Origin of the sequence: Curtobacterium sp. PhB170, from assembly GCF_003752345.1 — a bacterium.
Lineage (GTDB): Bacteria > Actinomycetota > Actinomycetes > Actinomycetales > Microbacteriaceae > Curtobacterium.
The window spans coordinates 290,419-313,765 of the sequence record NZ_RJUM01000012.1 but is presented as its reverse complement, the minus strand read 5'-3'; the positions used below and the strand labels follow the sequence as shown (position 1 = coordinate 313,765).

Annotated in this window: 21 protein-coding genes; 20 read left to right on the top strand and 1 reads right to left on the bottom strand. The window is 70.9% G+C overall.

What is annotated here, in order from left to right; translation table 11 throughout:
- Positions 1-2 precede the first annotated feature (2 nt).
- The 18 genes from murD (at position 3) to EDF40_RS14790 (ending at position 20,369) form a co-directional block, all read left to right on the top strand.
- On the top strand, positions 3-1,532 hold the full coding sequence (gene murD, locus EDF40_RS14875) for a UDP-N-acetylmuramoyl-L-alanine--D-glutamate ligase (RefSeq protein ID WP_123340368.1): 1,530 nt from the start codon (positions 3-5) through the stop codon (positions 1,530-1,532).
- The gene (ftsW, locus tag EDF40_RS14870; RefSeq protein WP_123340369.1) at positions 1,501-2,760 is read left to right on the top strand and encodes a putative lipid II flippase FtsW; all 1,260 of its coding nucleotides are present in this window, start codon (positions 1,501-1,503) and stop codon (positions 2,758-2,760) included. Before murD ends, ftsW begins: the two co-directional genes overlap by 32 nt.
- Complete coding sequence (gene murG / locus EDF40_RS14865; RefSeq protein WP_243650002.1) at positions 2,757-3,896, top strand: undecaprenyldiphospho-muramoylpentapeptide beta-N-acetylglucosaminyltransferase; 1,140 nt, start codon at positions 2,757-2,759, stop codon at positions 3,894-3,896. The genes ftsW and murG overlap by 4 nt, the downstream gene beginning before the upstream one ends.
- Positions 3,893-5,296, top strand: a complete 1,404-nt coding sequence (gene murC, locus EDF40_RS14860; protein ID WP_123340370.1) for a UDP-N-acetylmuramate--L-alanine ligase — start codon at positions 3,893-3,895, stop codon at positions 5,294-5,296. Before murG ends, murC begins: the two co-directional genes overlap by 4 nt.
- Positions 5,293-6,654: an FtsQ-type POTRA domain-containing protein gene (locus EDF40_RS14855; protein ID WP_123340371.1), complete on the top strand. Its 1,362-nt coding sequence runs from the start codon at positions 5,293-5,295 to the stop codon at positions 6,652-6,654. Before murC ends, EDF40_RS14855 begins: the two co-directional genes overlap by 4 nt.
- 145 nt (positions 6,655-6,799) lie before the next feature.
- A complete protein-coding gene (gene ftsZ, locus EDF40_RS14850; RefSeq protein WP_111085783.1) occupies positions 6,800-7,960 on the top strand; it encodes a cell division protein FtsZ in 1,161 nt (386 codons plus the stop codon).
- 7 nt (positions 7,961-7,967) lie between these two features.
- On the top strand, positions 7,968-8,693 hold the full coding sequence (locus tag EDF40_RS14845; RefSeq protein WP_123340372.1) for a YggS family pyridoxal phosphate-dependent enzyme: 726 nt from the start codon (positions 7,968-7,970) through the stop codon (positions 8,691-8,693).
- Positions 8,694-8,736: 43 nt separating this feature from the next.
- Positions 8,737-9,315 (top strand): cell division protein SepF, encoded by a 579-nt coding sequence (locus tag EDF40_RS14840; protein ID WP_123340373.1) that lies wholly within the window; start codon positions 8,737-8,739, stop codon positions 9,313-9,315.
- A gap of 71 nt (positions 9,316-9,386) precedes the next feature.
- A complete protein-coding gene (locus tag EDF40_RS14835; protein WP_111085780.1) occupies positions 9,387-9,683 on the top strand; it encodes a YggT family protein in 297 nt (98 codons plus the stop codon).
- 242 nt (positions 9,684-9,925) lie between these two features.
- Positions 9,926-10,612, top strand: a complete 687-nt coding sequence (locus EDF40_RS14830) for a DivIVA domain-containing protein (RefSeq protein ID WP_185003110.1) — start codon at positions 9,926-9,928, stop codon at positions 10,610-10,612.
- A gap of 2 nt (positions 10,613-10,614) precedes the next feature.
- Positions 10,615-11,325, top strand: a complete 711-nt coding sequence (lspA, locus tag EDF40_RS14825) for a signal peptidase II (protein ID WP_260213428.1) — start codon at positions 10,615-10,617, stop codon at positions 11,323-11,325.
- Positions 11,322-12,251 carry an RluA family pseudouridine synthase gene (locus tag EDF40_RS14820; RefSeq protein ID WP_123340375.1) on the top strand — a complete coding sequence of 310 codons (930 nt, stop codon included), beginning with the start codon at positions 11,322-11,324 and terminating at the stop codon, positions 12,249-12,251. The genes lspA and EDF40_RS14820 overlap by 4 nt, the downstream gene beginning before the upstream one ends.
- Positions 12,252-12,755: 504 nt before the next feature.
- Positions 12,756-16,238, top strand: coding sequence for a DNA polymerase III subunit alpha (gene dnaE, locus EDF40_RS14815; RefSeq protein WP_395862789.1), 3,483 nt, complete (start codon positions 12,756-12,758; stop codon positions 16,236-16,238).
- A gap of 13 nt (positions 16,239-16,251) precedes the next feature.
- The gene (locus tag EDF40_RS14810) at positions 16,252-16,602 is read left to right on the top strand and encodes a DUF2200 domain-containing protein (protein ID WP_123340542.1); all 351 of its coding nucleotides are present in this window, start codon (positions 16,252-16,254) and stop codon (positions 16,600-16,602) included.
- The gene (locus EDF40_RS14805; protein ID WP_123340377.1) at positions 16,599-17,474 is read left to right on the top strand and encodes a hypothetical protein; all 876 of its coding nucleotides are present in this window, start codon (positions 16,599-16,601) and stop codon (positions 17,472-17,474) included. Before EDF40_RS14810 ends, EDF40_RS14805 begins: the two co-directional genes overlap by 4 nt.
- A 12-nt stretch (positions 17,475-17,486) precedes the next feature.
- Positions 17,487-18,794, top strand: a complete 1,308-nt coding sequence (hisD, locus tag EDF40_RS14800; protein ID WP_123340378.1) for a histidinol dehydrogenase — start codon at positions 17,487-17,489, stop codon at positions 18,792-18,794.
- Between the two features lie 13 nt (positions 18,795-18,807).
- A complete protein-coding gene (nrdR, locus tag EDF40_RS14795) occupies positions 18,808-19,296 on the top strand; it encodes a transcriptional regulator NrdR (RefSeq protein ID WP_123340379.1) in 489 nt (162 codons plus the stop codon).
- Positions 19,293-20,369: a quinone-dependent dihydroorotate dehydrogenase gene (locus tag EDF40_RS14790; protein WP_123340380.1), complete on the top strand. Its 1,077-nt coding sequence runs from the start codon at positions 19,293-19,295 to the stop codon at positions 20,367-20,369. Before nrdR ends, EDF40_RS14790 begins: the two co-directional genes overlap by 4 nt.
- A 457-nt stretch (positions 20,370-20,826) precedes the next feature.
- Here EDF40_RS14790 and EDF40_RS14780 read toward each other — a convergent pair whose 3' ends face one another.
- Positions 20,827-21,402, bottom strand: coding sequence for a DUF3043 domain-containing protein (locus EDF40_RS14780; RefSeq protein WP_260213429.1), 576 nt, complete (start codon positions 21,400-21,402; stop codon positions 20,827-20,829).
- A gap of 53 nt (positions 21,403-21,455) precedes the next feature.
- Here EDF40_RS14780 and EDF40_RS14775 point away from each other — a divergent pair, with 53 nt between their 5' ends.
- Both EDF40_RS14775 and EDF40_RS14770 read left to right on the top strand, forming a co-directional pair.
- Positions 21,456-22,883, top strand: coding sequence for a dipeptidase (locus EDF40_RS14775; protein ID WP_123340382.1), 1,428 nt, complete (start codon positions 21,456-21,458; stop codon positions 22,881-22,883).
- A 58-nt stretch (positions 22,884-22,941) separates the two neighbouring features.
- Positions 22,942-23,313 carry an iron-sulfur cluster assembly accessory protein gene (locus tag EDF40_RS14770; RefSeq protein ID WP_111085771.1) on the top strand — a complete coding sequence of 124 codons (372 nt, stop codon included), beginning with the start codon at positions 22,942-22,944 and terminating at the stop codon, positions 23,311-23,313.
- Positions 23,314-23,347: the final 34 nt, after the last annotated feature.

Genomic DNA, 23,347 nt, shown 5'->3' with positions numbered 1-23,347 from the left:
CGGTGTCCTCGTCCTCCCGCCTCCAGTCCCTCGACAGCTGGTACTCCGAGGGGTGGAAGGGCCTGAACGTCGCCGTCCTCGGGCTCGGCGCGACCGGGTTCTCGGTCGCCGACACCCTGGTGGAGCTCGGCAGTGCGGTGACGGTCTACTCGTCCGACGCGCCGTCGGACAGCGTCGAGCTGCTCGACGTCATCGGCGCGCGCTTCGTGCAGACGCCGCTCGACACCGTGCCGGCCGCGCTGCAGGAGCAGGCACCGGACGTCGTCATCGTGTCGCCCGGCCTGCCGCCGCACAACGCGACCGTCGAGTGGTCCGCCCGGAACAGCACCGTCTGGGGCGACATCGAGCTCGCCTGGCGCGTGCGCGACAAGGTCGTGCGCGGTCCGGTCGCGGCGCCGTGGATCACGATCACGGGCACGAACGGCAAGACCACCACGACGCAGCTCACCACCGCGATGTACGAGGCCGGCGGCCTGCGTGCCGTGGCCTGCGGCAACATCGGCGTGCCGGTGCTCGACGTCGTCCGCGACCCGGACGGCTACGACGTGCTCGTCGTCGAGCTCTCCAGCCACCAGCTGCACTACATGGCGACCTCGGGTGACGGCGCGGTCGTGCCGCTCGCGAGCGCCTGCCTGAACATCGCCGACGACCACCTCGAGTGGCACGGCTCCGCCGCGGCGTACCGCGCCGCGAAGGCCAAGGTCTACGAGCGCACCGTGATGGCGTGCGTCTACAACACCGCCGACGACGTCACGCGCGACATGGTGCAGGACGCCGACGTCGTCGAGGGCTGCCGTGCCGTCGGCTTCACGCCGGGGGTGCCCGCGCCCGGGGACGTCGGCATCGTCGAGGACGTCCTGTGTGACCGCGCCTTCAACGAGGACCGTCGGAACAGCGCGCTCGAGCTGTCGACTCTCGCCGACCTCGAGGTCGCCGGGCTCGCCAGCCCGCACATGACGATGAACGTCCTGGCTGCCGCGGCCCTCGCTCGAGCCGGCACCGTCCAGCCGAGTGCGATCCGCTCCGCCGTCCGGGCCTTCCGCGCCGACCACCACCGCACGGAGCTCGTGGCGGAGTCGGCCGGCATCGCGTGGGTCGACGACTCGAAGGCCACGAACCCGCACGCCGCCACCGCCTCGCTCGCGTCGTTCGACACCGTGGTGTGGATCGTCGGCGGTCTGTTCAAGGGCGTCGACGTCGACGGGCTCGTCGCACGCTTCGGCCCGGAGGTCCGTGCCGTCGTCGTGATCGGCACCGACCGGACCCCCGTCCTGGAGGCATTCGCGCGACACGCGTCCGGGGTGCCGGTGCTCCAGGTGGAGACGACGGAAACTGATCAGGTCATGCCCGAGGCGGTCCGGCATGCCGCATCGGTCGCGAGGCCGGGCGACACGGTCCTCCTCGCCCCGGCGGCTGCGTCGTTCGACCAGTTCGGCTCCTACGCCGACCGGGGGCGTCGTTTCGCGGCGGCGGTCCACGAGCACCTGGGAGGCAACGCCGATGGCGACGACGGATCTTCCGAACAGTCGTAGCACGCCGGCGACGGGCAACCCGCGTCGCACGAACGGCGCACTCGTCGCCGTCAAGAACGTCTTCGTCGCCGAGTCCAGCACCTTCTACACGATCCTCGGCGTCACGCTCTTCCTGGTCGTCTTCGGCGTCGTGATGGTCCTGTCGTCGTCGAGCGTCGAGCAGTACGCCGCGACGCACGACTTCTTCGGTGCAGCGTCCCGCCAGGGTCTGTACGCGGTCCTCGGCGTCCCGCTCATGCTCATCGCGAGTCGTGTCCCGACGCGCCTGTGGCGGAAGTGGGCGATGCGGTTGCTCGGTGCCGCCCTCGTCCTACAGCTGCTCGTGTACACACCGCTCGGCATCGACGTCCAGGGCAACCGGAACTGGATCGGCATCGGCTCGTTCACCGCGCAGCCATCCGAGGTCGTGAAGCTCGGGCTGGTGCTCGGCATCGGCGCGATCATGTACGTCAAGCGCGACAAGCTCGACGACTGGAAAGAGGTGTTCATCCCGATCGGGATCGCCTCGCTCCTGTCGCTCGGACTCGTGATCCTCGGTGGCGACCAAGGCACCGCGATGATCATGCTCATCCTGATCCTCGGTGCGCTCTACGTCGGCGGGGCCCGCGCCCGCCACCTGCTCGTCGGCCTGGCGGCGATGGCGGTCATGCTGCCGTTCGTCACGATGGCCTCGTCCTCCCGTCAGGTGCGCATCAGCGCGTGGCTGTCCGGCTGCACCGACTCGAACCAGTACGCCGACCTGTGCTGGCAGCCCGTGCACGGCATGTGGGCGCTGGCGTCCGGTGGCGTGTTCGGCGTCGGACTCGGCAACTCGAAGGCGAAGTGGTCGTGGCTGCCCGAGGCGGACAACGACTACATCTTCGCGATCATCGGCGAAGAGCTCGGCCTGATCGGCGCCGTGGTCGTCCTCGCGCTGTTCGTCGTGCTCGCCGTCGGCATGATCAAGATCATCCGGCAGTCCCGCGACCCCTTCGTGAAGACGGTCACGGGCGGCATCCTGGCGTGGATCATCGGCCAGGCGCTCGTGAACATCGCCGTGGTGCTCGGCCTGCTGCCGGTCCTCGGCGTCCCACTACCCCTGATCTCGGCCGGCGGGTCCGCGCTCATCATGACCCTGGTGGCGATCGGCGTCGTGCTGTCGTTCGCCCGCGACCTGCCCGGCAAGAACGACCCGCGCACCACGAACGCGCCCCTCGACAGCACCACCACGAACGGACGACTCCGGTGAGCAAGTACCTCTTCGCCGGCGGGGGCACCGCCGGACACGTCAACCCCCTGCTCGCGGTCGCCGACCGGCTGACCGAGCGCGAGCCGGACGCCGAGGTGCTCGTCCTGGGCACCGCCGAGGGCCTGGAGTCCCGCCTGGTGCCGATGCGCGGCTACGAGCTCCTGACGATCCCGCGCCTGCCGTTCCCCCGGAAGCTGAACGGCGCGGCCCTGCGCTTCCCGCAGCGCTTCGCCGCGGCGGTCAAGCGCACCGAGCAGATCATCCGCGAGCACGAGGTCGAGGTCGTCCTCGGCGTCGGCGGCTACGCGGCGGCGCCGGCGTACATCGCAGCTCGTCGCACCGGCACCCCGATCGTCGTGCACGAGCAGAACGCGAAGCCGGGGTTGGCGAACCGCCTCGCCGCGTTCCTCACCGAGCACGTCGGCCTGACCTTCTCGAACACCCGACTGCGGCACGGCCGGGTCGTCGGCATGCCGCTCCGGCGCGAGATCGAGTCGCTCGACCGCCGTGCCAGCCGCGCTGAGGCCCTCGCCGAGTTCGGGCTCGACCCGGCTCGCCCGGTGCTCCTCGTCACGGGGGGCTCCTCGGGCGCGCGCAGCATCAACCGCACGATCAACAAGTCGGCGGCGACCATCGTGGGCGCCGGCTGGCAGGTCCTGCACGTGGTCGGGGCGGCGTCGGACATCGGCCCGAGCGACCTCGACGGCTACCACGTGCTCGCCTACTGCGACCGGATGGACCTGGCGTACGCGGCGAGCGACTTCGTCGTGTCGCGCTCCGGCGCCGGCATGGTCTGCGAGCTCACCGCGGTCGGGCTGCCGAGCGTGCTCGTGCCGTACCCTGTCGGCAACGGCGAGCAGCGGCACAACGCGAAGGACGTCGTCGACGCCGGGGGAGCAGTGCTCGTGGCGGACGGGGAATTCGACCCCGACTGGGTGACGTTCCAGCTCCTGACGATCCTGCAGGACCGGGCCCGCATCGCGGACATGACGGTCCGGGCAGGCAGCGTCGGACACCGCGACGGCGCGGACCGGATGACCGACCTCGTCCTGGACGCAGCACGAGGCACCGAACGAGGTGCCGCACGAGGAACCGCACGAGGCAACGGCGCCGCCAGCACCACGGAGGAACCATGACCATCAAGCCGGACCTGACGCAGCCGATCCCGGACGACCTCGGCACCGTGCACTTCGTCGGCATCGGCGGCGCCGGCATGAGCGGCATCGCCCGGATGTTCCTCGCCGCCGGCCACCGCGTGACGGGCAGCGACTCCCGCGAGACCGAGACGACGGGCATCATGCGCAACCTCGGCGCCGCGGTGCACATCGGCCACGACGCCGCGAACGTCGGTGACGCGGACACGATCGTCGTCACGAGCGCGCTCTGGCCGGACAACCCCGAACTGCTCGAGGCGCAGCGCCGCGGCCTACCGGTGCTGCACCGGTCCCAGGCCCTCGCCGCCCTCATCGCCCAGCACCGCCTCGTCGCGGTCGCCGGCGCGCACGGCAAGACCACCTCGACCGGCATGATCGTCACCGCGATGGTCGAGCTCGGCCTCGACCCGAGCTTCGTCAACGGCGGCGTCATCCAGTCGCTCGGCACGAGCTCGGCGCCCGGCTCGAGCGACCTGTTCGTGGTCGAGGCCGACGAGTCCGACGGCTCGTTCCTGCTCTACGACGTCGCCGTGGCCCTGATCACGAACGTCGACGCCGACCACCTCGACCACTACGGCAGCGAGGAGGCCTTCACCGAGGCGTTCGTCGAGTTCGCCGCGAAGGCGAGCGAGCGCGTCGTCATCTCGAGCGACGACGCCGGCGCGAAGACCGTCACGGCGGGCATCCGCGCGCGTGCCGACGCTCCCGAGGTGGTGACCTTCGGCGAGGCCGTCGACGCCGACGTGCGCATCGAGCGGATCATCGAGTCCGCGGGCGTCGAGGTCGCGTTCCGCGCCGGTGGCGAGGCACACCACCTGACCCTCCGCGTGCCGGGTCGGCACAACGCGATCAACGCCGTCGGTGCCTTCGCGGTCCTGACCGGTCTGGGCGTGAGCGCCGCCGACGCGATCCGCGGACTCGAGGCCTTCGGCGGCACCCAGCGCCGCTTCGAACTGCACGGTGTCGAGCGCGGGGTGTCGGTCTACGACGACTACGCGCACCACCCGACCGAGGTCGCCGCGGCGCTCAAGGCCGCCCGCAACGTCGTCGGCGACGGCCGCATCATCGCCATCCACCAGCCCCACCTGTACTCGCGCACCCGTCTGATGGCCGGTGACTTCGCGCGGGTCTACGAGGAGCTCGCCGACCACACGGTCGTCCTCGACGTCTACGGCGCGCGCGAGGACCCGGAGCCCGGGGTCACCGGTGCCCTGGTGCAGGAGCGCTTCGCCGACCAGTCCCGCGTGGAGTTCCTGCCGGACTGGGACGAGGCCGCCGCCCGTGCCGCCGCGGTCGCCCGCGACGGCGACATCATCATGACGCTCAGCTGCGGTGACGTGTACCGGATCATCCCGCAGGTGCTGGGAGCGTTGGGCCGGTGAGGCGACCCGAGGGGTTCGACGAGGGGGACGCCCGCAGGGACACCCCGGTCGAGGGCGCCGACGCGCCCCGGCAGCGTCGTGGCCCCTCGATGCCGCGGCTCCCGTTCCGCGGGCGCACACCCGACGACCGGGAGGCCCGTCCCACGCCCGACGAGTCGGCTGTGGTCGACGAGGCCCCGGCCACCGGTCTCTCCGGAACGCGCCCCCCAGCGGTCGGTGCGCCCCCGAGCGTCGGGGCGCGACGACCGTCCGCGGGCGCGGATCCGACCACCGATGCCGCCGACTCGACGCGCGACCGCGTCGGCACCCTCGCGGGCGCGGCCGGCCGCCGCGTCGGCGCCGGCTTCGGGGCCGTCGCCGGCCGCCTGCGCGAGTACACACCGGACGAGGACCACCGCGACTCGCGCCCCGACGCGGGCAACGCGCCCCGAGGAGACGGGGCGCGACGACCGTCCGGGGGTGCGGCGGGCAGTGCAGGCGACCACGACGCGACCGTGACCGACGTGCTCGACGCGGGGAGTGCCTCCCGGCCGGTCCAGCACGACGACGCACCCATCGGTGCCGGCGTCCGCGCTGCCGAGACGGCGCGCGAGGCGCGCATCGCGAAGCGTCGCCGTCGCCTGCTCGAGCGGGCCGAGGTGCGGCGGTTCACCCGGCGCAGCCGCCACCGTCGCGCCGCCGGGATCACCGCGGCCGGCATCGTGCTCGTGCTCGGCGTCTCGATCCTGGTGGCCGTGTTCTCGCCGCTCATGGCGCTGCAGACGATCGAGATCAAGGGCACCGACCGCGTCGACGAGACCGCGTTGCGACAGGCCCTGTCCGACCAGATCGGCACCCCGCTCGCCCGGCTCGACTTCGACGAGATCAAGCAGGACATCGCCGGCTTCCCGCTCATCGAGAGCTACGTGACCGAAGAGGCCCCGCCGCACACCCTCGTGGTGACGGTGACCGAGCGCACGCCCGTCGTCGCCGTGCAGTCCGGCAGCTCGTTCGACCTCGTCGACCCGGCCGGCATCGTCGTCCAGACGGCGCCGAAGCGTCCGGACACCATGCCGCTCGCCGACATCGCCCGTGCGCGCCTCGGGTCCTCGAGCTTCCGCACCATGACCGAGGTCGTGCTGGCGCTGCCGTCGACCGTCCGGTCGCAGGTCACGCGGGTCGCCGGTTCCACCGCCGACGACGTGACCCTGACGTTGCGCGACACGTCGACGGTGGTGTGGGGGAGCCCGGACGACTCCGAGGCGAAGGCTGCGCTGCTCGCCGCGCTGGTGAAGGACCACTCGGCGCGGAACCCGGGCGTCGTCGTCGAGTACGACGTGTCGGCGCCCGACAACGGCGTGATCCGCGCGAAGGACTGAATTGCCGACCTGATCGGCGACACGCGGCGTGGCGGGGCGACAGTGCGCGGAACCCACCCGTAGCGTCGAAGACAGCACCACATCTACCAGCATTGCCCCTGAACTTCAAGTAGAGGTTGAGGGTTCAACCGGAGGCCTGACTGACGTGACCACGAACCACAACTACCTCGCCGTCATCAAGGTCGTCGGTGTCGGCGGCGGCGGCGTCAACGCCGTCAACCGGATGATCGAACTCGGCCTCCGTGGGGTCGAGTTCATCGCGATCAACACCGACGCGCAGGCGCTGCTGCTCAGCGACGCCGACGTCAAGCTCGACGTCGGCCGCGAGATCACCCGCGGCCTCGGCGCCGGCGCGGACCCCGAGGTCGGCCGTCGTGCCGCCGAGGACCACGCCGAGGAGATCGAAGAGGCCCTCGCGGGTGCCGACATGGTCTTCGTCACTGCGGGTGAAGGCGGTGGGACCGGCACGGGTGGTGCGCCCGTCGTCGCCCGCATCGCCAAGTCGATCGGCGCCCTCACCATCGGCGTCGTCACGAAGCCGTTCAGCTTCGAGGGCAAGCGTCGCCAGTCGCAGGCCGAGAACGGTGTCGCCGGACTCAAGGACGAGGTCGACACGCTCATCGTCGTCCCGAACGACCGCCTGCTCGAGATCAGCGACCGCGGCATCTCGATGGTCGAGGCCTTCGCCACGGCCGACCAGGTGCTCCTCGCCGGCGTGCAGGGCATCACCGACCTCATCACCACCCCGGGGCTCATCAACCTCGACTTCGCCGACGTCAAGTCCGTCATGCAGGGTGCGGGTTCCGCGCTCATGGGCATCGGCTCGTCGCGCGGTGCCGACCGTGCCATCAAGGCCGCCGAGCTCGCCGTCGCGTCCCCGCTGCTCGAGGCCTCGATCGACGGAGCGCACGGCGTGCTGCTCTCGATCCAGGGTGGCTCGAACCTCGGCATCTTCGAGATCAACGACGCCGCGCGTCTGGTGCAGGAAGCCGTGCACCCCGAGGCGAACATCATCTTCGGTGCGGTCATCGACGACACCCTCGGCGACGAGGTCCGCGTGACCGTCATCGCCGCGGGCTTCGACGGCGGCGAGCCGGCGCAGCAGCAGAAGGAGCGTCGCTCGAGCTACGTCGACCCCGAGTCGAGCGCGACGGCCCCCGTCGCCGCCTCGACCGGTGCGATCGAGGACTCCAGCACGTCGAGCCCCTCCTGGGCCTCGCAGGAACACCAGCCGCCGGTGCAGCGCGCCGCCGACCCGGCGTTCGACGACGACGACGAGCTCGACGTCCCCGACTTCCTGAAGTAACCGCTCCATGGCAGGTGATCCGCGCCTCCCGTCCGCCTCGTCCAACGACGACGGACTGGAGGCGCGTCTCGCGTCCGTCAGGAGCGGCATCGCCGACGCGGCGCGCGCCGCAGGGCGCTCGGCCGACGACCTCACGCTGATCGTCGTCACGAAGTACCACCCGGCGTCCCTCGTCCGTGCGCTGGCATCACTCGGCGTCACCGACGTGGGTGAGAACCGCCACCAGGAGGCACAGGCCAAGGCCGCGGAACTCGCCGACCTCGACCTGACCTGGCACTTCATCGGGCAGCTGCAGTCGAAGAAGGCCCGGCAGGTCCGTCGCTACGCGCACGTCGTGCAGTCCCTCGACCGCACGTCGGTCGTGGATGCCTTCGCGCCGACCGAGGCCGAGCCGGATCCGCCGGTCATCGACGGGTTCGTGCAGGTCAACCTGACCGACGATCCCGGTCGCGGCGGCGTGCAACCGGACGACGTCGAGGCGATGGCCGCACGCGTGCTCGAGACCGGCACCATCCGGTTGCGCGGGGTCATGGCCGTCGCGCCGCTGGACGAGGAGCCCCGTGCGGCGTTCGCTCGGCTGCGGGCGATCTCGGACCGGGTCGTTGCGCTCGAGCCCGGCGCCACCGACATCTCGGCCGGCATGAGCGGCGACTACGCCGACGCCGTGCTCGAGGGCGCGACACACCTGCGGATCGGCACCGCAATCACGGGAAATCGGCCGGCGGCACCCTAGCCTCGTTGCAGGGCATCCACGTGCACCAACCTCCGGAGGAACCATGGCCAACCCGCTGAAGAAGACGATGGTCTACCTCGGCCTCGCCGACGAGGAACTCGACTACGAGGACGAGCAGCCGCAGCAGGCCGCGCCCGCGCGCCATCAGGCTCCCGCCACTCCGGCCGCAGCACCGCAGGATGCCCCCGCCCCGGCGGACGCTCCCGCGGCCGCCGCAGCTCCGGCAGCGGCCCCGGCCGCCGCTCCCGCGAAGACGCACACCCACCAGCGCGGCGCCCAGGTCACTCCGCTCCGCCGCTCGCACACGACCGCACAGAAGGCGACCCCGGTCCAGGAAATGAACGAGATCCTCACCGTCCACCCGCGCGAGTACAAGGACGCCCAGTCCATCGCCGAGAGCTTCCGCGACGGGATCCCCGTCATCATCAACCTCTCGCAGATGACCGAGAACGACGCCCGGCGCATGATCGACTTCGCCTCCGGCCTGTCGCTCGGCCTGTACGGCAAGATCGAGCGCGTCACGAACAAGGTCTTCCTGCTGTCGCCCGCACACGTCGCAGTGAGCGGTGAGCCGGCTGAGGTAGAGTCCGACATCGAGGCGAACTTCTTCGCCCAGTCCTGAGCCGTCCCCCGGCCACCCGCCCGTGAGCGTCGTCGCATGACGGCACTCGCCCGAGACGAGCGAGCCCCATCGTGTCCGTGATCCTAGGGATCATCTCCCTCGCCCTCCTGCTGTACTTCTTCGTCATGTGGGGGCGGTTCGCGCTCGACCTCGTGCAGAACTTCAACCGGTCCTGGCGGCCGCGCGGGGGACTGCTCGTGGTCTCCGAGTTCGTCTACACGATCACCGATCCGCCGATCCGCGCGGTTCGGCGGGTCCTGCCGCCGCTCCGCATGGGGCCGGTGGCACTCGACTTCGGCTGGACGATCGTCATGCTCGTCGTGATCATCGCCCGGGTCGTCGTCAACGGCATCGCCGTCGCGGTCTGACACGATCCAGGGTCGATCCAGGTCCGTTCCTGGCTCGATCCGGGCCCGCTCGTGGGCCGATCCAGGTCCGCAACACGCGCCGCGCCGATGCAGCGGTCGTCGTTCCTCCCCGTCGTCGGTGTACGGTGGTCGGGATCGATGCTCGCCTCCGGCGCGGCATCCGCACCACACGTGGCGACTGGTAAGTTCGGTCGCGACGCAAGTGGTTCCACACGTTCAGCAGTTCTATTGAGGTGACGGCAATGGCTTTGACGCCGGAAGACGTAGTCAACAAGCGGTTCCAGCCGACGAAGTTCCGCGAGGGCTACGACCAGGACGAGGTCGACGACTTCCTCGACGAGGTCGTGGTCGAGCTGCGTCGCCTGACCGCGGAGAACGACGAGCTCCGCCAGCGCCTGCAGGCGGCCGAGTCGGCCCCGCAGTCGGCGCAGACCGAGCAGCCCGCTCCCGCGGCAGAGCCCGAACCGGAGCCCGTTCCGGCCCCGGTCGAGGTGGCTCCGGAGCCCGCTCCGGTCGCAGCGGCCGCCCCGGCGACCACGGTCCCGGCGGACGAGGACACCGAGGGCACCACGAACCTCCTGACGCTCGCGCGTCGTCTCCACGAGGAGCACGTCCGCGAAGGTGTCGAGAAGCGTGACGCGCTCATCGCCGAGGGCACCGCCCAGGCAGCGCGTCTCGTGTCCGAGGCCGAGGCCAAGCAGCGCCAGATCATCGCCGACACCGAGAACACGAACCGTCAGCGTGTCCAGGTGCTCGAGCAGGAGCAGCGCCAGCTCGAGGGCAAGATCGACGAGCTCCGGACGTTCGAGCGCGACTACCGCGCCCAGCTCAAGAGCTACATCCAGGGGCAGCTCTCCGAGCTCGACTCCTCGAACGAGCAGTCCGGTCTCACCCCGGCGCCGGCATCGGCGCAGGGCTTCGGCAACTGACGTTGTCGCGACCAGCATCACGAGCGAAGGTCAGTGTCCGCGCGATCGCGGCACTGGCCTTCGCCGCTGTCGTGGTGGTGGCGTTCGACCAGGTCGCGAAGGCGCTGGTCGTCGCGAACCTGCCGTACGGCACCCCCGTCCCGATCCTGGGCGGGGCGCTCCAGTTCCTGTACGTCCGGAACCCCGGGGCGGCGTTCTCCTTCGCGGTGAACATGACGTGGGTGTTCTCGATCATCTCGGCGGCGGTCGTCGTCGCGATCATCATCTACTCGCGCCGGATCCGGTCGATGTGGTGGGCCGTCGTGCTCGGCATGCTGCTGGGCGGCGCGCTCGGCAACCTGATCGACCGACTCTTCCGTGAGCCCGGCTTCGGCCGCGGCCACGTGGTCGACTTCATCTCGACGCCGTGGATGATGCCGGCGATCTACAACGTCGCCGACTCGTTCATCTGCATCAGCATGGTGGTCTTCGTGCTGCTGGTGATCCTCGGGGTGAACCTCGACGGGTCCCGCACGGTCTCCGCCAAGCGCGCTGCGCAGGCGGACACGACGGAGCCGCTCGACGGCGGGGCCGCGTTCTCGGTGCCCGCAACCGACGCAGCAGCGCCCGCGACCGACGCTGCAGCGCCCGCAGCGGACCTGCCGGAGCCGGAGCGGGCCTCCCGTCCGGCACAGCACGACCGGCGCGACGCGCTGGGGCACGACGCCACGTGACCGAGTCGCGTTCTCTTCCCGTCCCCGACGGGCTCGCCGGCGAGCGTGTCGACGCCTCCATCGCGAAGCTCCTCGGGTTCAGCCGGTCGTTCGCGGCCGACGTCGTCGCCGCCGGTGGAGTCCGGGTCGACGGCGTCCCCGTCGACAAGTCCGACCGCCTGCACGCCGACTCGTGGCTCGAGGTCGAGTGGTCCCCGAAGGAGCCGCCGCGCATCGTGCCGGCGGCCGTGCCCGGGATGACGATCGTGCACGACGACGAGGACATCGTGGTCGTCGACAAGCCCGTCGGCGTCGCTGCGCACCCCTCGCCCGGTTGGGACGGTCCGACCGTGCCCGGCGGCCTCGCCGCAGCGGGGTTCACCATCGCGACCTCGGGCGCTGCCGAGCGCGCGGGCATCGTGCACCGCCTCGACGTCGGCACGTCGGGGCTCATGGTCGTCGCGAAGACCGAGCTCGCGTACACCCACCTCAAGCGCGCCTTCAAGGAGCGCACGGTCGAGAAGGTCTACCACGCGCTCGCGCAGGGGCACCCTGATCCGACCTCCGGCACCGTCGACGCCCCCATCGGCAGGCACCCGTCGAGCGACTGGAAGTTCGCGGTCACCGCCGACGGCAAGCCGAGCGTCACCCACTACGAGACCCTCGAGGCGTTCCGGTCGGCGACCCTGCTCGAGGTGCACCTCGAGACCGGGCGCACGCATCAGATCCGCGTGCACATGGCCGCGACCCGCCACCCGCTGGTCGGCGACACGATGTACGGCGCCGACCCGGTCCTGGCGCAGGAGCTCGGGCTGACCCGCCAGTGGCTCGACGCCGTCCGGCTCGGGTTCGACCACCCGCGCAGCGGCGAGTGGGTGTCGTTCCAGGCGGAGTACCCCGACGACCTGCGCCTCGCGCTCGACCGCATCCGAGCCGCTTCGTCCTGACGCGCGCGAGCCGGTCGCGCCGGTCGCGCCGTCGCGCCGTCGCGCCGTCGCGCCGTCGCGTCGTTCGCCGAGGTTCCGAAATCTCGGCATGTCGGCGCGCTGTGCGTCGGTCTGTGGAACCGCGGCGGAGCGCCCGCGGCGTGTTGTGGAACCTCGGCGGGGGAGCGGCGGGGGATCGATGGGCGTGCCGCATCCGTCACGTTCAGACTCCGGCCGGGAGGCCCGTGGCAACCCCGCCCCGTGCCCGCCGGCCGACACGCGCGGGCTCCACCGCCGTGGGGACACGATCTGCTGACTTCGGCCCCGCCGAGCGACGGTTCCTGCACCCTCGCCGGACTGCGCCCGGCGTGTCGTGCGACCTCGGTGTCGGACCGCTCGGACACGCGCGGGTTTGTCCGCGGTCGCGGTTAGGCTGTTCGCGTCCCGCAAGCAGCTCGTTCGACCGGAGGTTCCGTGGCGGATTCCGACTCCTTCGTCCACCTGCACGTGCACAGCGAGTACTCGATGCTCGACGGCGCGGCCAGGCTCGGCGACCTCGTGCAGGAGACCGCTGCGCAGGGCATGCCGGCCGTGGCGGTGACCGACCACGGCAACATGTTCGGCGCCTTCGAGTTCTGGAAGGCCGCCAAGGCCGGCGGCGTCAAGCCGATCATCGGGACCGAGGCGTACATCACGCCCCGGACGCACCGCACGGACAAGACCCGTGTGCGGTGGGGCGACGGCGGTGGGGACGACGTCTCCGGTGCCGGTTCGTACACGCACATGACGATGTTCGCCGAGAACACGACGGGCATGCACAACCTGTTCCGGCTGTCGTCGAAGGCGTCGCTCGAGGGGTACTACTTCAAGCCGCGCATGGACATCGAGCTGCTCGAGGAGTACCACGAGGGCATCATCGCCACGACGGGGTGCCCGTCGGGCGAGGTCCAGACGCGCCTGCGCCTCGGCCAGTACGACGAAGCCGTCAAGGCTGCCGCCGACTACCGCGACATCTTCGGCAAGGAGAACTACTTCGCCGAGGTCATGGACCACGGACTCGAGATCGAGCGTCGGATCATGAGTGACCTGATCCGGCTGGCGAAGGACCTCGACATCCCGCTGGTCGGCACGAACGACCTGCACTACACGCACGCGCACGACGCCAAGTCGCACGCGGCCCTGCTGTGCGTGCAGTCGGGTTCGACGCTGAACGACCCGAACCGGTTCAAGTTCGACGCCGACGAGTTCTACCTGAAGTCCCCGCAGCAGATGCGGCACGTCTTCCGCGACAACCCCGAGGCCTGCGACAACACGCTGCTCATCGCCGAGCGGTGCAACGTCGAGTTCGACACGTCGGCGAACTACATGCCGAAGTTCCCGGTGCCGGCGGGCGAGACCGAGCACTCCTGGTTCGAGAAAGAGGTCGCGAAGGGGCTGGACTACCGGTACCCGGACGGCATCCCGGCCGAGGTGCAGGAGCGTGCCGACTACGAGGTCGGCATCATCAACCAGATGGGGTTCCCGGGGTACTTCCTCGTGGTCTCCGACTTCATCCTGTGGTCGAAGAACAACGGCATCCGCGTCGGCCCCGGCCGTGGTTCCGGTGCCGGCTCGATGGTCGCGTACGCGATGCGCATCACCGACCTCGACCCGATCCGGCACGGCCTCATCTTCGAGCGGTTCCTGAACCCGGACCGTGTCTCGATGCCCGACTTCGACGTCGACTTCGACGACCGGCGCCGCGGTGAGGCGATCAAGTACGTCACCGAGAAGTACGGGTCGGAGCGCGTCGCGCAGATCGTCACGTACGGCACGATCAAGGCGAAGCAGGCGCTGAAGGACTCCTCGCGCGTCCTCGGGTTCCCGTTCGGCATGGGCGAGAAGCTCACCAAGGCGATGCCGCCGCCCGTGATGGGCAAGGACATCCCGCTCACCGGGATCTTCGACAAGGACCACCCGCGCTACAAGGAAGCCGTCGACGTCCGCACCGTGGTCGAGAACGATCCCGAGGCGAAGACCGTCTTCGACACCGCGCTCGGGCTCGAGGGGCTGAAGCGCCAGTGGGGCGTGCACGCGGCCGGCGTCATCATGTCGAGCGATCCGCTCATCGACATCATCCCGATCATGAAGCGGGAGCAGGACGGCCAGGTCGTCACGCAGTTCGACTACCCGGCAGCGGAGTCGCTCGGTCTGATCAAGATGGACTTCCTGGGGCTCCGCAACCTCACGATCATCAGTGACGCCCTCGACAACATCAAGAACAACCGTGGTATCGAGCTCGACCTCGAGACCATGGGACTCGAGGACCCCGAGGCGTACGCGCTCCTGCAGCGCGGAGACACGCTCGGTGTCTTCCAGCTCGACGGTGGGCCGATGCGTGGCCTGCTGCGCCTGATGAAGCCCGACAACTTCGAGGACATCTCCGCGCTCATCGCCCTGTACCGTCCGGGCCCGATGGGTGCGAACTCGCACACGAACTACGCGCTCCGCAAGAACGGCGAGCAGGCGATCACGCCGATCCACCCGGAGCTCGAAGAGCCCCTGGCGGAGATCCTCGGCGGGACCTACGGCCTGATCATCTACCAGGAGCAGGTCATGGCCATCGCGCAGAAGGTCGCGGGGTTCTCCCTCGGCCAGGCGGACATCCTCCGCCGCGCGATGGGCAAGAAGAAGAAGTCCGAGCTCGACAAGCAGTACGCGGGCTTCGAGAAGGGCATGTTGGACAACGGCTACTCGGCCGCGGCGATCAAGATGCTGTGGGACATCCTGCTGCCGTTCTCCGACTACGCGTTCAACAAGGCGCACTCCGCCGCGTACGGCGTGGTCTCGTTCTGGACCGCCTACCTGAAGGCGCACTACCCGGCCGAGTACATGGCGGCGCTGCTCACCTCGGTGGGCGATGCCCGCGACAAGCTCGCGTTGTACCTCAACGAGTGCCGCCGCATGGGCATCAAGGTCATGCCGCCGGACGTCAACGAGTCGATCGGCTTCTTCGCCGCTGTCGGTGAGGACATCCGGTTCGGCATGGGTGCGATCCGCAACGTCGGGTTCAACGTCGTCGACGACATCGTGAAGGCGCGCACCGACAAGGGCGCGTTTGAGTCGTTCCACGACTTCCTGCGCAAGATCCCGATCTCGTCGGCGAACAAGCGGACCGTCGAGTCGCTCATCAAGGCGGGTGCCTTCGACGAGTTCGGCGACTCCCGCCGCGCCCTGGTCGAGATCCACGAGGGCGCGGTCGAAGGCGCCGTCAAGGTCAAGCGTGACGAGGCCCACGGCAACGTCGGCTTCGACTTCGACTCGCTGTTCGCCGAGGTCGCCGAGGAGTCGCCGGCCACCGGTCCGGTGTCGCAGGTGCCCGACCGTCCGGAGTGGTCCAAGCGCGACAAGCTCGCGTTCGAGCGCGACATGCTCGGCCTCTACGTGTCGGACCACCCGCTCGCGGGGCTCGAGATCGAGCTCGCGAAGCACCAGTCGATCACCATCGCCGACCTCATCGCGGCCGACGACTCGGTCGAGGGCGAGACCGTCACGGTCGCGGGGCTGCTGACGAGCGTGCAGCACCGGGTGGCGAAGACGAGCGGCAACCCGTACGGCATCGTCGACATCGAGGACTTCGGCGGCCAGATCGGCGTGATGTTCCTCGGCAAGACCTACCAGGAGTTCGGTCCGTCGCTCGTGGCCGACTCGATCGTGGTCCTGCGCGGTCGTGTGAACGTCCGCGACGACGGCAAGGCCCTGCACGCGGTGAGCATGTTCCAGCCGGCGATCGGCGACGCGATGGGCTCCGGCCCGCTCACGTTGTCGCTGCCGGAGCGGCAGGCCACCACGTCCACGGTGACGGAGCTCGCGGCCGTGCTCGGACGGCACCAGGGCGAGACCGAGGTCCGGCTGAAGCTGCTGAAGGACGACGTCGCACGCACGTTCGAGTTGCCGTTCCCGGTGAACCTGACACCCGACCTGTTCGGCGAGCTGAAGAGCCTGCTCGGGCCGCGCTGCCTGGTGTAGCAGGGGCGTGATCTTGGCCGGACACCGGATCTTCGGGACGCCCTTCGCGGCGGTCTACCCGCACTACCTGGCGAAGGTGGAGCGGAAGGGCCACACGAAGGGCGAGCTCGACGCCGTCATCACGTGGCTGACCGGGTTCGACGACGCAGCGCTCGCACGGCACCTGGCGGACGAGACCACGTTCGAGGACTTCTTCGCCGCCGCGCAGCTGCACCCGAACGCGCCGCTCATCAGGGGCGTGATCTGTGGTGTGCGGATCGAGGAGATCGACGACCCGCTCATGCGGCAGATCCGGTACCTCGACAAGCTCGTCGACGAGGTCGCGAAGGGCCGTCCGATGGCGAAGGTGTTGCGGACCGCGTGACCGGAGCGGGCGGGAGCGCACCCGGCGCCGAGGTGCTGCGTGCCTTCGGGGTCGCCGGGTCCACGCCCGTGCCGCTCGCGGGTGGGCGCGGGCTGACCTGGCGTGCCGAGGGCATCGTCTTCCGGCCCCATGACGGCGCTGCGGTGACCGACTGGCGTGCCGGCCTCCTGGCGGAACTCGAACACGCAACGGAGTCCGAGCACCCGGCCGAGTTCCGGACACCCCGCCCCGTGGTCACCCGCGACGGCAGCTGGCGGTCGGGGGACTGGGAGGCGTGGGAGTTCGTGCTCGGCGCGGCCGACGAGTCCCGCGTCGAGGACGTGATCCGGGCGGGTCGTGCCTTCCACCGGGCGATCGCCGGTCTGGAGCGGCCCGCGTTCCTCGGCACGGATCCTGGCGTCGTCACCGACCCGTGGGCCCGTGCCGACCGGATGGCGTGGGGCGAGGAACCGCTGCCGGCGGACCCGACCCTCGCCCGGCTCGCCGCGGCGTTCCGGCCGGTCCGAGCACCGTCGCAGCTGGTCCACGGTGACCTGCTCGGCAACGTGCTGTTCGCCGACGCGCAGCCACCGACGATCATCGACTGGCCGCCGTACTGGCGTCCGGCGGAGTTCGGCCCGGCGATCGCTGCCGTCGACGCCGTCTGCTGGCACGGCTTCCCGGTCGGGCGACTGGCAGCCCTCGGCAGGACCGCGCACGGGGCTGCGGCCGAGGCAGACGAGCCGGAATGGACGTCGCTGCTGACCCGGGCGCTCGTGTTCCGCATCGCCACACTGCACCTGCTCGGTGTCTGGGACGCCGCGGCCGTGGCACACCACCGGCCGGTCGTCGACGCACTCGTCGGACGGCGGACGCCCACGTCACCTCGGTAGGCTTGTCCCCTGATGATGCAGCGAATCGACCTCCGTGGCGGTCTGCCCGCCCGTGCCGAACTCCTCCGACTCATGCCGCGCGCCGTGGGCGACGTCTCGCACGCGGTCGACGCCGCCCGCGAGCTCGTCGAGGACGTCCGACACCGCGGAGCGGACGCACTGCACGACCAGGCCGAACGCTTCGACGGCGGAGCCCCGGCGAACGTCCGGGTGCCGGTCGCCGAGATCGCGGCGGCCGTCGCCGGGCTGACCCCCGAACTGCGGGAAGCGCTCGACGAAGCCATCCGCCGCGTCCGAGCCGCCAGCGCCGCACAGGTGCCGGCCGGCTCCGTCACCACCCTCGCCGACGGCGCTGAGGTGCACCAGCGCTGGCAGCCGATGCGCCGCGTCGGGCTCTACGTGCCCGGTGGCAAGGCCGTCTACCCGTCGAGCGTCGTCATGAACGTCGTCCCGGCGCAGGTCGCCGGGGTCCGGTCGATCGCGCTCGTGTCCCCGCCGCAGCGCGACCACGGCGGTGCGGTCCACCCGACGATCCTGGCCGCGGCCGGGCTGCTCGGCATCGACGAGGTCTACGCGATGGGCGGCGCCGGCGCGATCGGCGCGCTGGCGTACGGCGTGCCCGCGATCGACCTCGAGCCCGTCGACCTGGTGACGGGTCCTGGCAACAACTACGTCGCCGCCGCGAAGCGCCTGGTGCGCGGTGTCGTCGGCATCGACGCCGAGGCCGGCGCGACCGAGATCCTCGTGATCGCCGACGAGACCGCCGACCCCGGGTTCGTCGCCGCCGACCTCATCAGCCAGGCCGAGCACGACGAGCAGGCCGGCAGTGTGCTGGTGACGACGTCGGCGACGTTCGCCGATGCGGTCGAAGCCGCCATCCCGGAACGCACGGCCGTGCTCGGGACGGCTGCGCGCCTCCAGACCGCCCTGGACGGACCGCAGTCCGCGATCGTGCTGGTGGACTCGCTCGCCGACGCCGCGACCGTGAGCAACGCGTACGGGCCGGAGCACCTGGAGATCCAGACGGCGGACGACGACGCGGTGCTCGCCGACATCGACGCCGCCGGAGCGGTGTTCGTCGGGCCGAGCACGCCCGTCAGCCTGGGGGACTACCTGGCCGGGTCGAACCACGTGCTGCCCACCGGTGGCCAGGCGCGCTTCGGTTCCGGCCTGTCCGCGTCGACGTTCCTGCGGCCGCAGCAGGTCATCCGGTACTCGGCGTCCGCGCTCGACGAGGTCGCCGCGCACATCGTCGCGCTGTCGACCGAGGAGCAGCTCCCCGCGCACGGCGCCGCCGTGACGGAGCGCACGAACCGATAGCCTGGGCGACGACATGTTCTGCCCTTTCTGCCGCCACCCGGACTCCCGCGTCGTCGACTCACGGACGAGCGACGACGGAACCTCCATCCGCCGCCGTCGACAGTGCCCGAACTGCGGACGACGCTTCTCGACCACCGAGACCGCGTCGCTCAACGTCGTCAAGCGCAACGGCGTCACCGAACCCTTCAGCCGCGACAAGATCGTCTCCGGCGTGCGCAAGGCCTGCCAGGGGCGCCCGGTCACCGACGGCGACCTGGCCGTGCTCGCGCAGCGGGTCGAGGAGACCGTGCGGTCGTCCGGCTCGAGCCAGATCGACGCGAACGACATCGGGCTCGCGATCCTCGCGCCGCTCCGTGAGCTCGACGAGGTCGCGTACCTGCGGTTCGCCAGCGTCTACCAGGCCTTCGACTCGCTCGAGGACTTCGAGGACGCCATCAGTCAGCTCCGCCGTGACCACCACGGTGCTGCGGCCGCCGGCTCGCCGGCGGGTGCCGGCGCGTGAGCGGCGTCGCGGAAGGCCTGGTCCGGTCCGGGTACACCGTCGTCTTCCGGTCGGTCTTCGCGAAGATGGACCCCGAGCGGGCCCACCACCTGGCGTTCGCCGTCATCAAGGCGCTGCCGCACGTGCCGTTCGTCGGCGGTCTGGTCGAGCGGTACTCCCGCCCGGCAGCTGCTGACGGCATCACGACGATGGGCATCCACTTCCCGTCGCGCTTCGGCCTCGCCGCCGGGTTCGACAAGGACGCCCGCGGCATCGGCGGCCTCGGCTTGCTCGGTTTCGGCCACGTCGAGGTCGGCACGATCACGGCGAAGCCCCAGCCCGGCAACGAGCGCCCGCGCCTGTTCCGCCTCGTCGAGGACCGTGCGCTCATCAACCGCATGGGCTTCAACAACCACGGTGCTGGTGCCGCCGCCCGACGGCTCGAGCGTGCCCGACGCAACCCGGGCCGCCCGGTCATCGGCGTGAACATCGGCAAGAGCCGGGTCGTCGCCGTCGAGGACGCCATCGACGACTACCTCGAGTCGACGCGTCGCCTCGCGCCGTTCGCGGACTACCTGGCGGTCAACGTCAGCTCCCCGAACACGCCCGGACTGCGCGGCCTGCAGGAACTCGACCAGCTCCGACCGCTGCTGTCCGCCGTCCGCGACGCCGCAGGCGACACGCCCGTGCTGGTGAAGATCGCGCCGGACCTGACCGATGAGCAGGTCGACGCCATCGCCGGCCTCGCGGTGTCGCTCGGGCTGTCGGGCATCATCGCCAACAACACGACGATCTCCCGTGAGGGGCTCACCGCGGACCCGGCCGACGTGGAGGCCATGGGTGCCGGGGGACTCTCCGGTGCCCCTGTCGCCGCGCGCTCGCTCGAGGTGCTGCGTCGGGTCCGTGCCGCCGTACCTGCCGAGTTCTGCGTCATCGCCGTCGGCGGCGTGACGACCGAGCAGGACGTGCAGGACCGCATCGACGCCGGGGCCACCCTGGTGCAGGGCTACACGGCGTTCCTCTACGAGGGGCCGAGCTGGGCCACGCGCATCAACCGCTTGCGCCGCAAGCGGCTGCGCCGCGCCGCGCGCTGAGCGCGCGGGGGCGCGGGCGCGGGCGCGGCCCGGCCGGCGTTCCCGGTGCCCTCCAGGTTCCGAAATCTCGGCATCTCGCGGCCCTCGGTGGCCGTCTGTGGAACCTCGGCGGCGTGCATGCGGCGAGTCGTGGAACCTCGCCGACCACCCCTGGGACGGGAGGCCCGGTGCGGTCCCGCCACGGGCCTCCCGTCCGGCGGTGCGTGGCCACGCCCGGACGCGGCCGCCGAGTGTCCGAGATTTCGGAACCTCGGCGCGCGTGCGGGCCGTTGGTGGAACCTCGGCGGCGTGCACGCGGCGAGTCGTGGAACCTCGCCGCGCAGCCCGCGCAGCCCGCGCAGCCCGCGCAGCCAGCGCAGCCCGCGCAGCCAGCGCAGCCCGCGCAGCCCGCGCACGCCGGGACGACGAAGCGCCGCCCGGCGAGGCCGGACGGCGCTTCGGGACAGCGACGCTGGGGTCAGAGGGCGGGGTACTCCCCGCGCTTGACCTGGGGCTTCGGCAGGCGCAGGAACCGCAGCTGCCACGCCCGCGTCAGGATGTAGAGGAACGTGCCGCGCTGCAGCTCGCCGAACTTGGCGGTGAGCTTGCGACGCATCGACAGCCAGAGGACCACGCAGTCGATCACGAACAGGGCCACGAACGCCCACACGAGCAGCAGCGAGTACGAGGCGATCGCGGTCTGCGAGGCGGCGAACCCGACGATCAGGAACAGCACGAGCACCGGCATCATGATCTCGCCGACGTTCCAGCGCGCGTCGATCCAGTTGCGGAGGAAGCGACGCTGCTCACCGCGGTCCTTCGCCGGCAGGTAGCGCTCCTCGCCGTTGGCCATGCCGACCCGGGCACGCTCGCGGTCGGAGTTGAGACGCGCGCGGGCGGCCTTCTTGTCGACCGGCGTGTTGCCGACGAGGGGGCGGCGGTTCGCTGCCTCGCGCTCACGGCGGGACGGCGTCGGGCGGCCCTTGCCCTGCTCGAGGAGTTCTTCCTCGGTGGGGTTCACGGTCGTGTTGGTCTTGGGGGCTGCCTTCGCCACGGTGCGTTCCTAACGGCGTTGTGCGTGCGGGATCGTCCTCTAGATTACCGGGCATGACCGACACCGCACAGCCCAGCTCCGCGACCGACCCCGCTCTCCTCGACGCCCTGCGCGAACAGGTGCAGGGTGCACTGCCCACGACGATCGCCGATCTGTCCGCGCTGGTGCGGATCCCGTCGGTGTCGTGGTCGGCGTTCGACGAGTCGCACGTGCTCGCGAGCGCGCGTGCCGTGGCGGACCTGGCGCTGAGCACCGGGGTCTTCGCCGAGGACCAGGTGGAGATCATCCGTTCAGCGATCAGCGACGACGAACCGCTCGAGCTCGGCCAGCCCGCGGTGCTCGCCGTCCGCCCGGCCCGGAACGGCAAGCCGACCGTCATGCTCTACGCCCACCACGACGTGCAGCCGCAGGGCGACGACGCCCTGTGGCAGACCCCGCCGTTCGAGCCGACCCTCCGCGGTGACCGGCTGTACGGTCGCGGCGCCTCGGACGACAAGGCCGGCGTGATGACGCACATCGCGTCGCTCCGGGCGATCCACGCGCAGTTCGGCGACGACCTCGACCTCGGTGTCGTCCTGTTCGTCGAGGGTGAGGAGGAGTTCGGCTCCCGGTCGTTCCGCACCTTCCTCGCCGACCAGAAGGAGCGCCTGGCTGCCGACGTCATCGTGGTCGCCGACAGCGACAACTGGTCGGTGGACGTACCGTCCATCACCGTGTCGCTCCGCGGCAACGTCACCTTCAAGCTCACCCTGACGACCCTCGAGCACGCCAGCCACAGCGGCATGTTCGGGGGAGCGGCCCCGGACGCCATGATCCCGATGGTCAAGCTGCTCGCGTCGCTGCACGACGACGCCGGCTCCGTCGCGGTCGACGGGCTCACCTCGTACGAGGCCGACGTCCCGGCTCGCACCGACGACGAGCTCGCCGTCGACGCGGCCCTTGTGGCGGGTGTCCGACCGATCGGCACCGGCGAGGTCCTGTCCCGCATGTGGTTCCAGCCGTCGATCACCGTGACCGGCATGGACGTGCCGAGCGTCGCGAACGCCTCCAACACGCTGCTCCCGACCGTCTCCGCCCGCGTCTCGGTGCGGGTCGCACCCGGCCAGCCCGCCACGGAGGCGTACGCGGCCGTCGAGCGGCACCTGCGGGCACACGTGCCCTTCGGTGCCCGGATGGAGATCTCCGAGCCGGACAGCGGCGACGGCTTCCTCGTCGACACGGCCGGCTGGGCCGTCCAGGAGGCCCGCACGGCCATGCGCGAGGGCTGGGGTGCCGAGGCGGTCGAACAGGGCATCGGCGGCTCGATCCCGTTCGTCTCGGACCTCGCGGCAGAGTTCCCGGAGGCCCAGATCCTGGTCACCGGGGTGGAGGACCCGGACACCCGCGCCCACAGCCCGAACGAGTCGCAGCACCTCGGCGTCCTGCACCGGGCCATCGCGTCCGAGGCGATCCTGCTCGCCAGGCTCGCGACGCGCAGCTGACGGTGCTTACAATCGACGCCAGGCGCGGTGAACCGCACCGCCCGGAGGGAGACGCGCGATGAGCGACACCATCACCACCGACGCACCGGTGACCGAGGCGGCCTCGCACGGCGTCCTCCTGAGCGACGCCGCGGCCGGCAAGGTGGCGAGTCTCCTCGAGCAGGAGGGCCGCGACGACCTGCGCCTGCGCCTCGCCGTCCAGCCCGGGGGATGCTCGGGTCTGATCTACCAGCTGTACTTCGACGAGCGCCTGCTCGACGGTGACGTCACCGCCGAGTTCGACGGGGTCGAGGTCGTCGTCGACAAGATGAGCGTCCCGTACCTCGACGGCGCGACGATCGACTTCGAGGACACCATCCAGAAGCAGGGCTTCACGATCGACAACCCGAACGCGCAGGGCAGCTGCGCGTGCGGTGACAGCTTCCACTGATCACCAGCCGATCCGACACGCGAGCGGGGAGCGA

What these genes read in the sequence shown, in the direction of transcription:
- ftsW (WP_123340369.1), top strand. Translation starts at nt 1,501, where the DNA reads ATGGCGACGACGGATCTTCCGAACAGTCGTAGCACGCCGGCGACGGGC.
- EDF40_RS14775 (WP_123340382.1), top strand. Translation starts at nt 21,456, where the DNA reads ATGACCGACACCGCACAGCCCAGCTCCGCGACCGACCCCGCTCTCCTC.
- EDF40_RS14845 (WP_123340372.1), top strand. Translation starts at nt 7,968, where the DNA reads ATGGCAGGTGATCCGCGCCTCCCGTCCGCCTCGTCCAACGACGACGGA.
- hisD (WP_123340378.1), top strand. Translation starts at nt 17,487, where the DNA reads ATGATGCAGCGAATCGACCTCCGTGGCGGTCTGCCCGCCCGTGCCGAA.
- dnaE (WP_395862789.1), top strand. Translation starts at nt 12,756, where the DNA reads ATGCTCGACGGCGCGGCCAGGCTCGGCGACCTCGTGCAGGAGACCGCT.
- murC (WP_123340370.1), top strand. Translation starts at nt 3,893, where the DNA reads ATGACCATCAAGCCGGACCTGACGCAGCCGATCCCGGACGACCTCGGC.
- EDF40_RS14840 (WP_123340373.1), top strand. Translation starts at nt 8,737, where the DNA reads ATGGCCAACCCGCTGAAGAAGACGATGGTCTACCTCGGCCTCGCCGAC.
- EDF40_RS14830 (WP_185003110.1), top strand. Translation starts at nt 9,926, where the DNA reads ATGGCTTTGACGCCGGAAGACGTAGTCAACAAGCGGTTCCAGCCGACG.
- nrdR (WP_123340379.1), top strand. Translation starts at nt 18,808, where the DNA reads ATGTTCTGCCCTTTCTGCCGCCACCCGGACTCCCGCGTCGTCGACTCA.
- EDF40_RS14770 (WP_111085771.1), top strand. Translation starts at nt 22,942, where the DNA reads ATGAGCGACACCATCACCACCGACGCACCGGTGACCGAGGCGGCCTCG.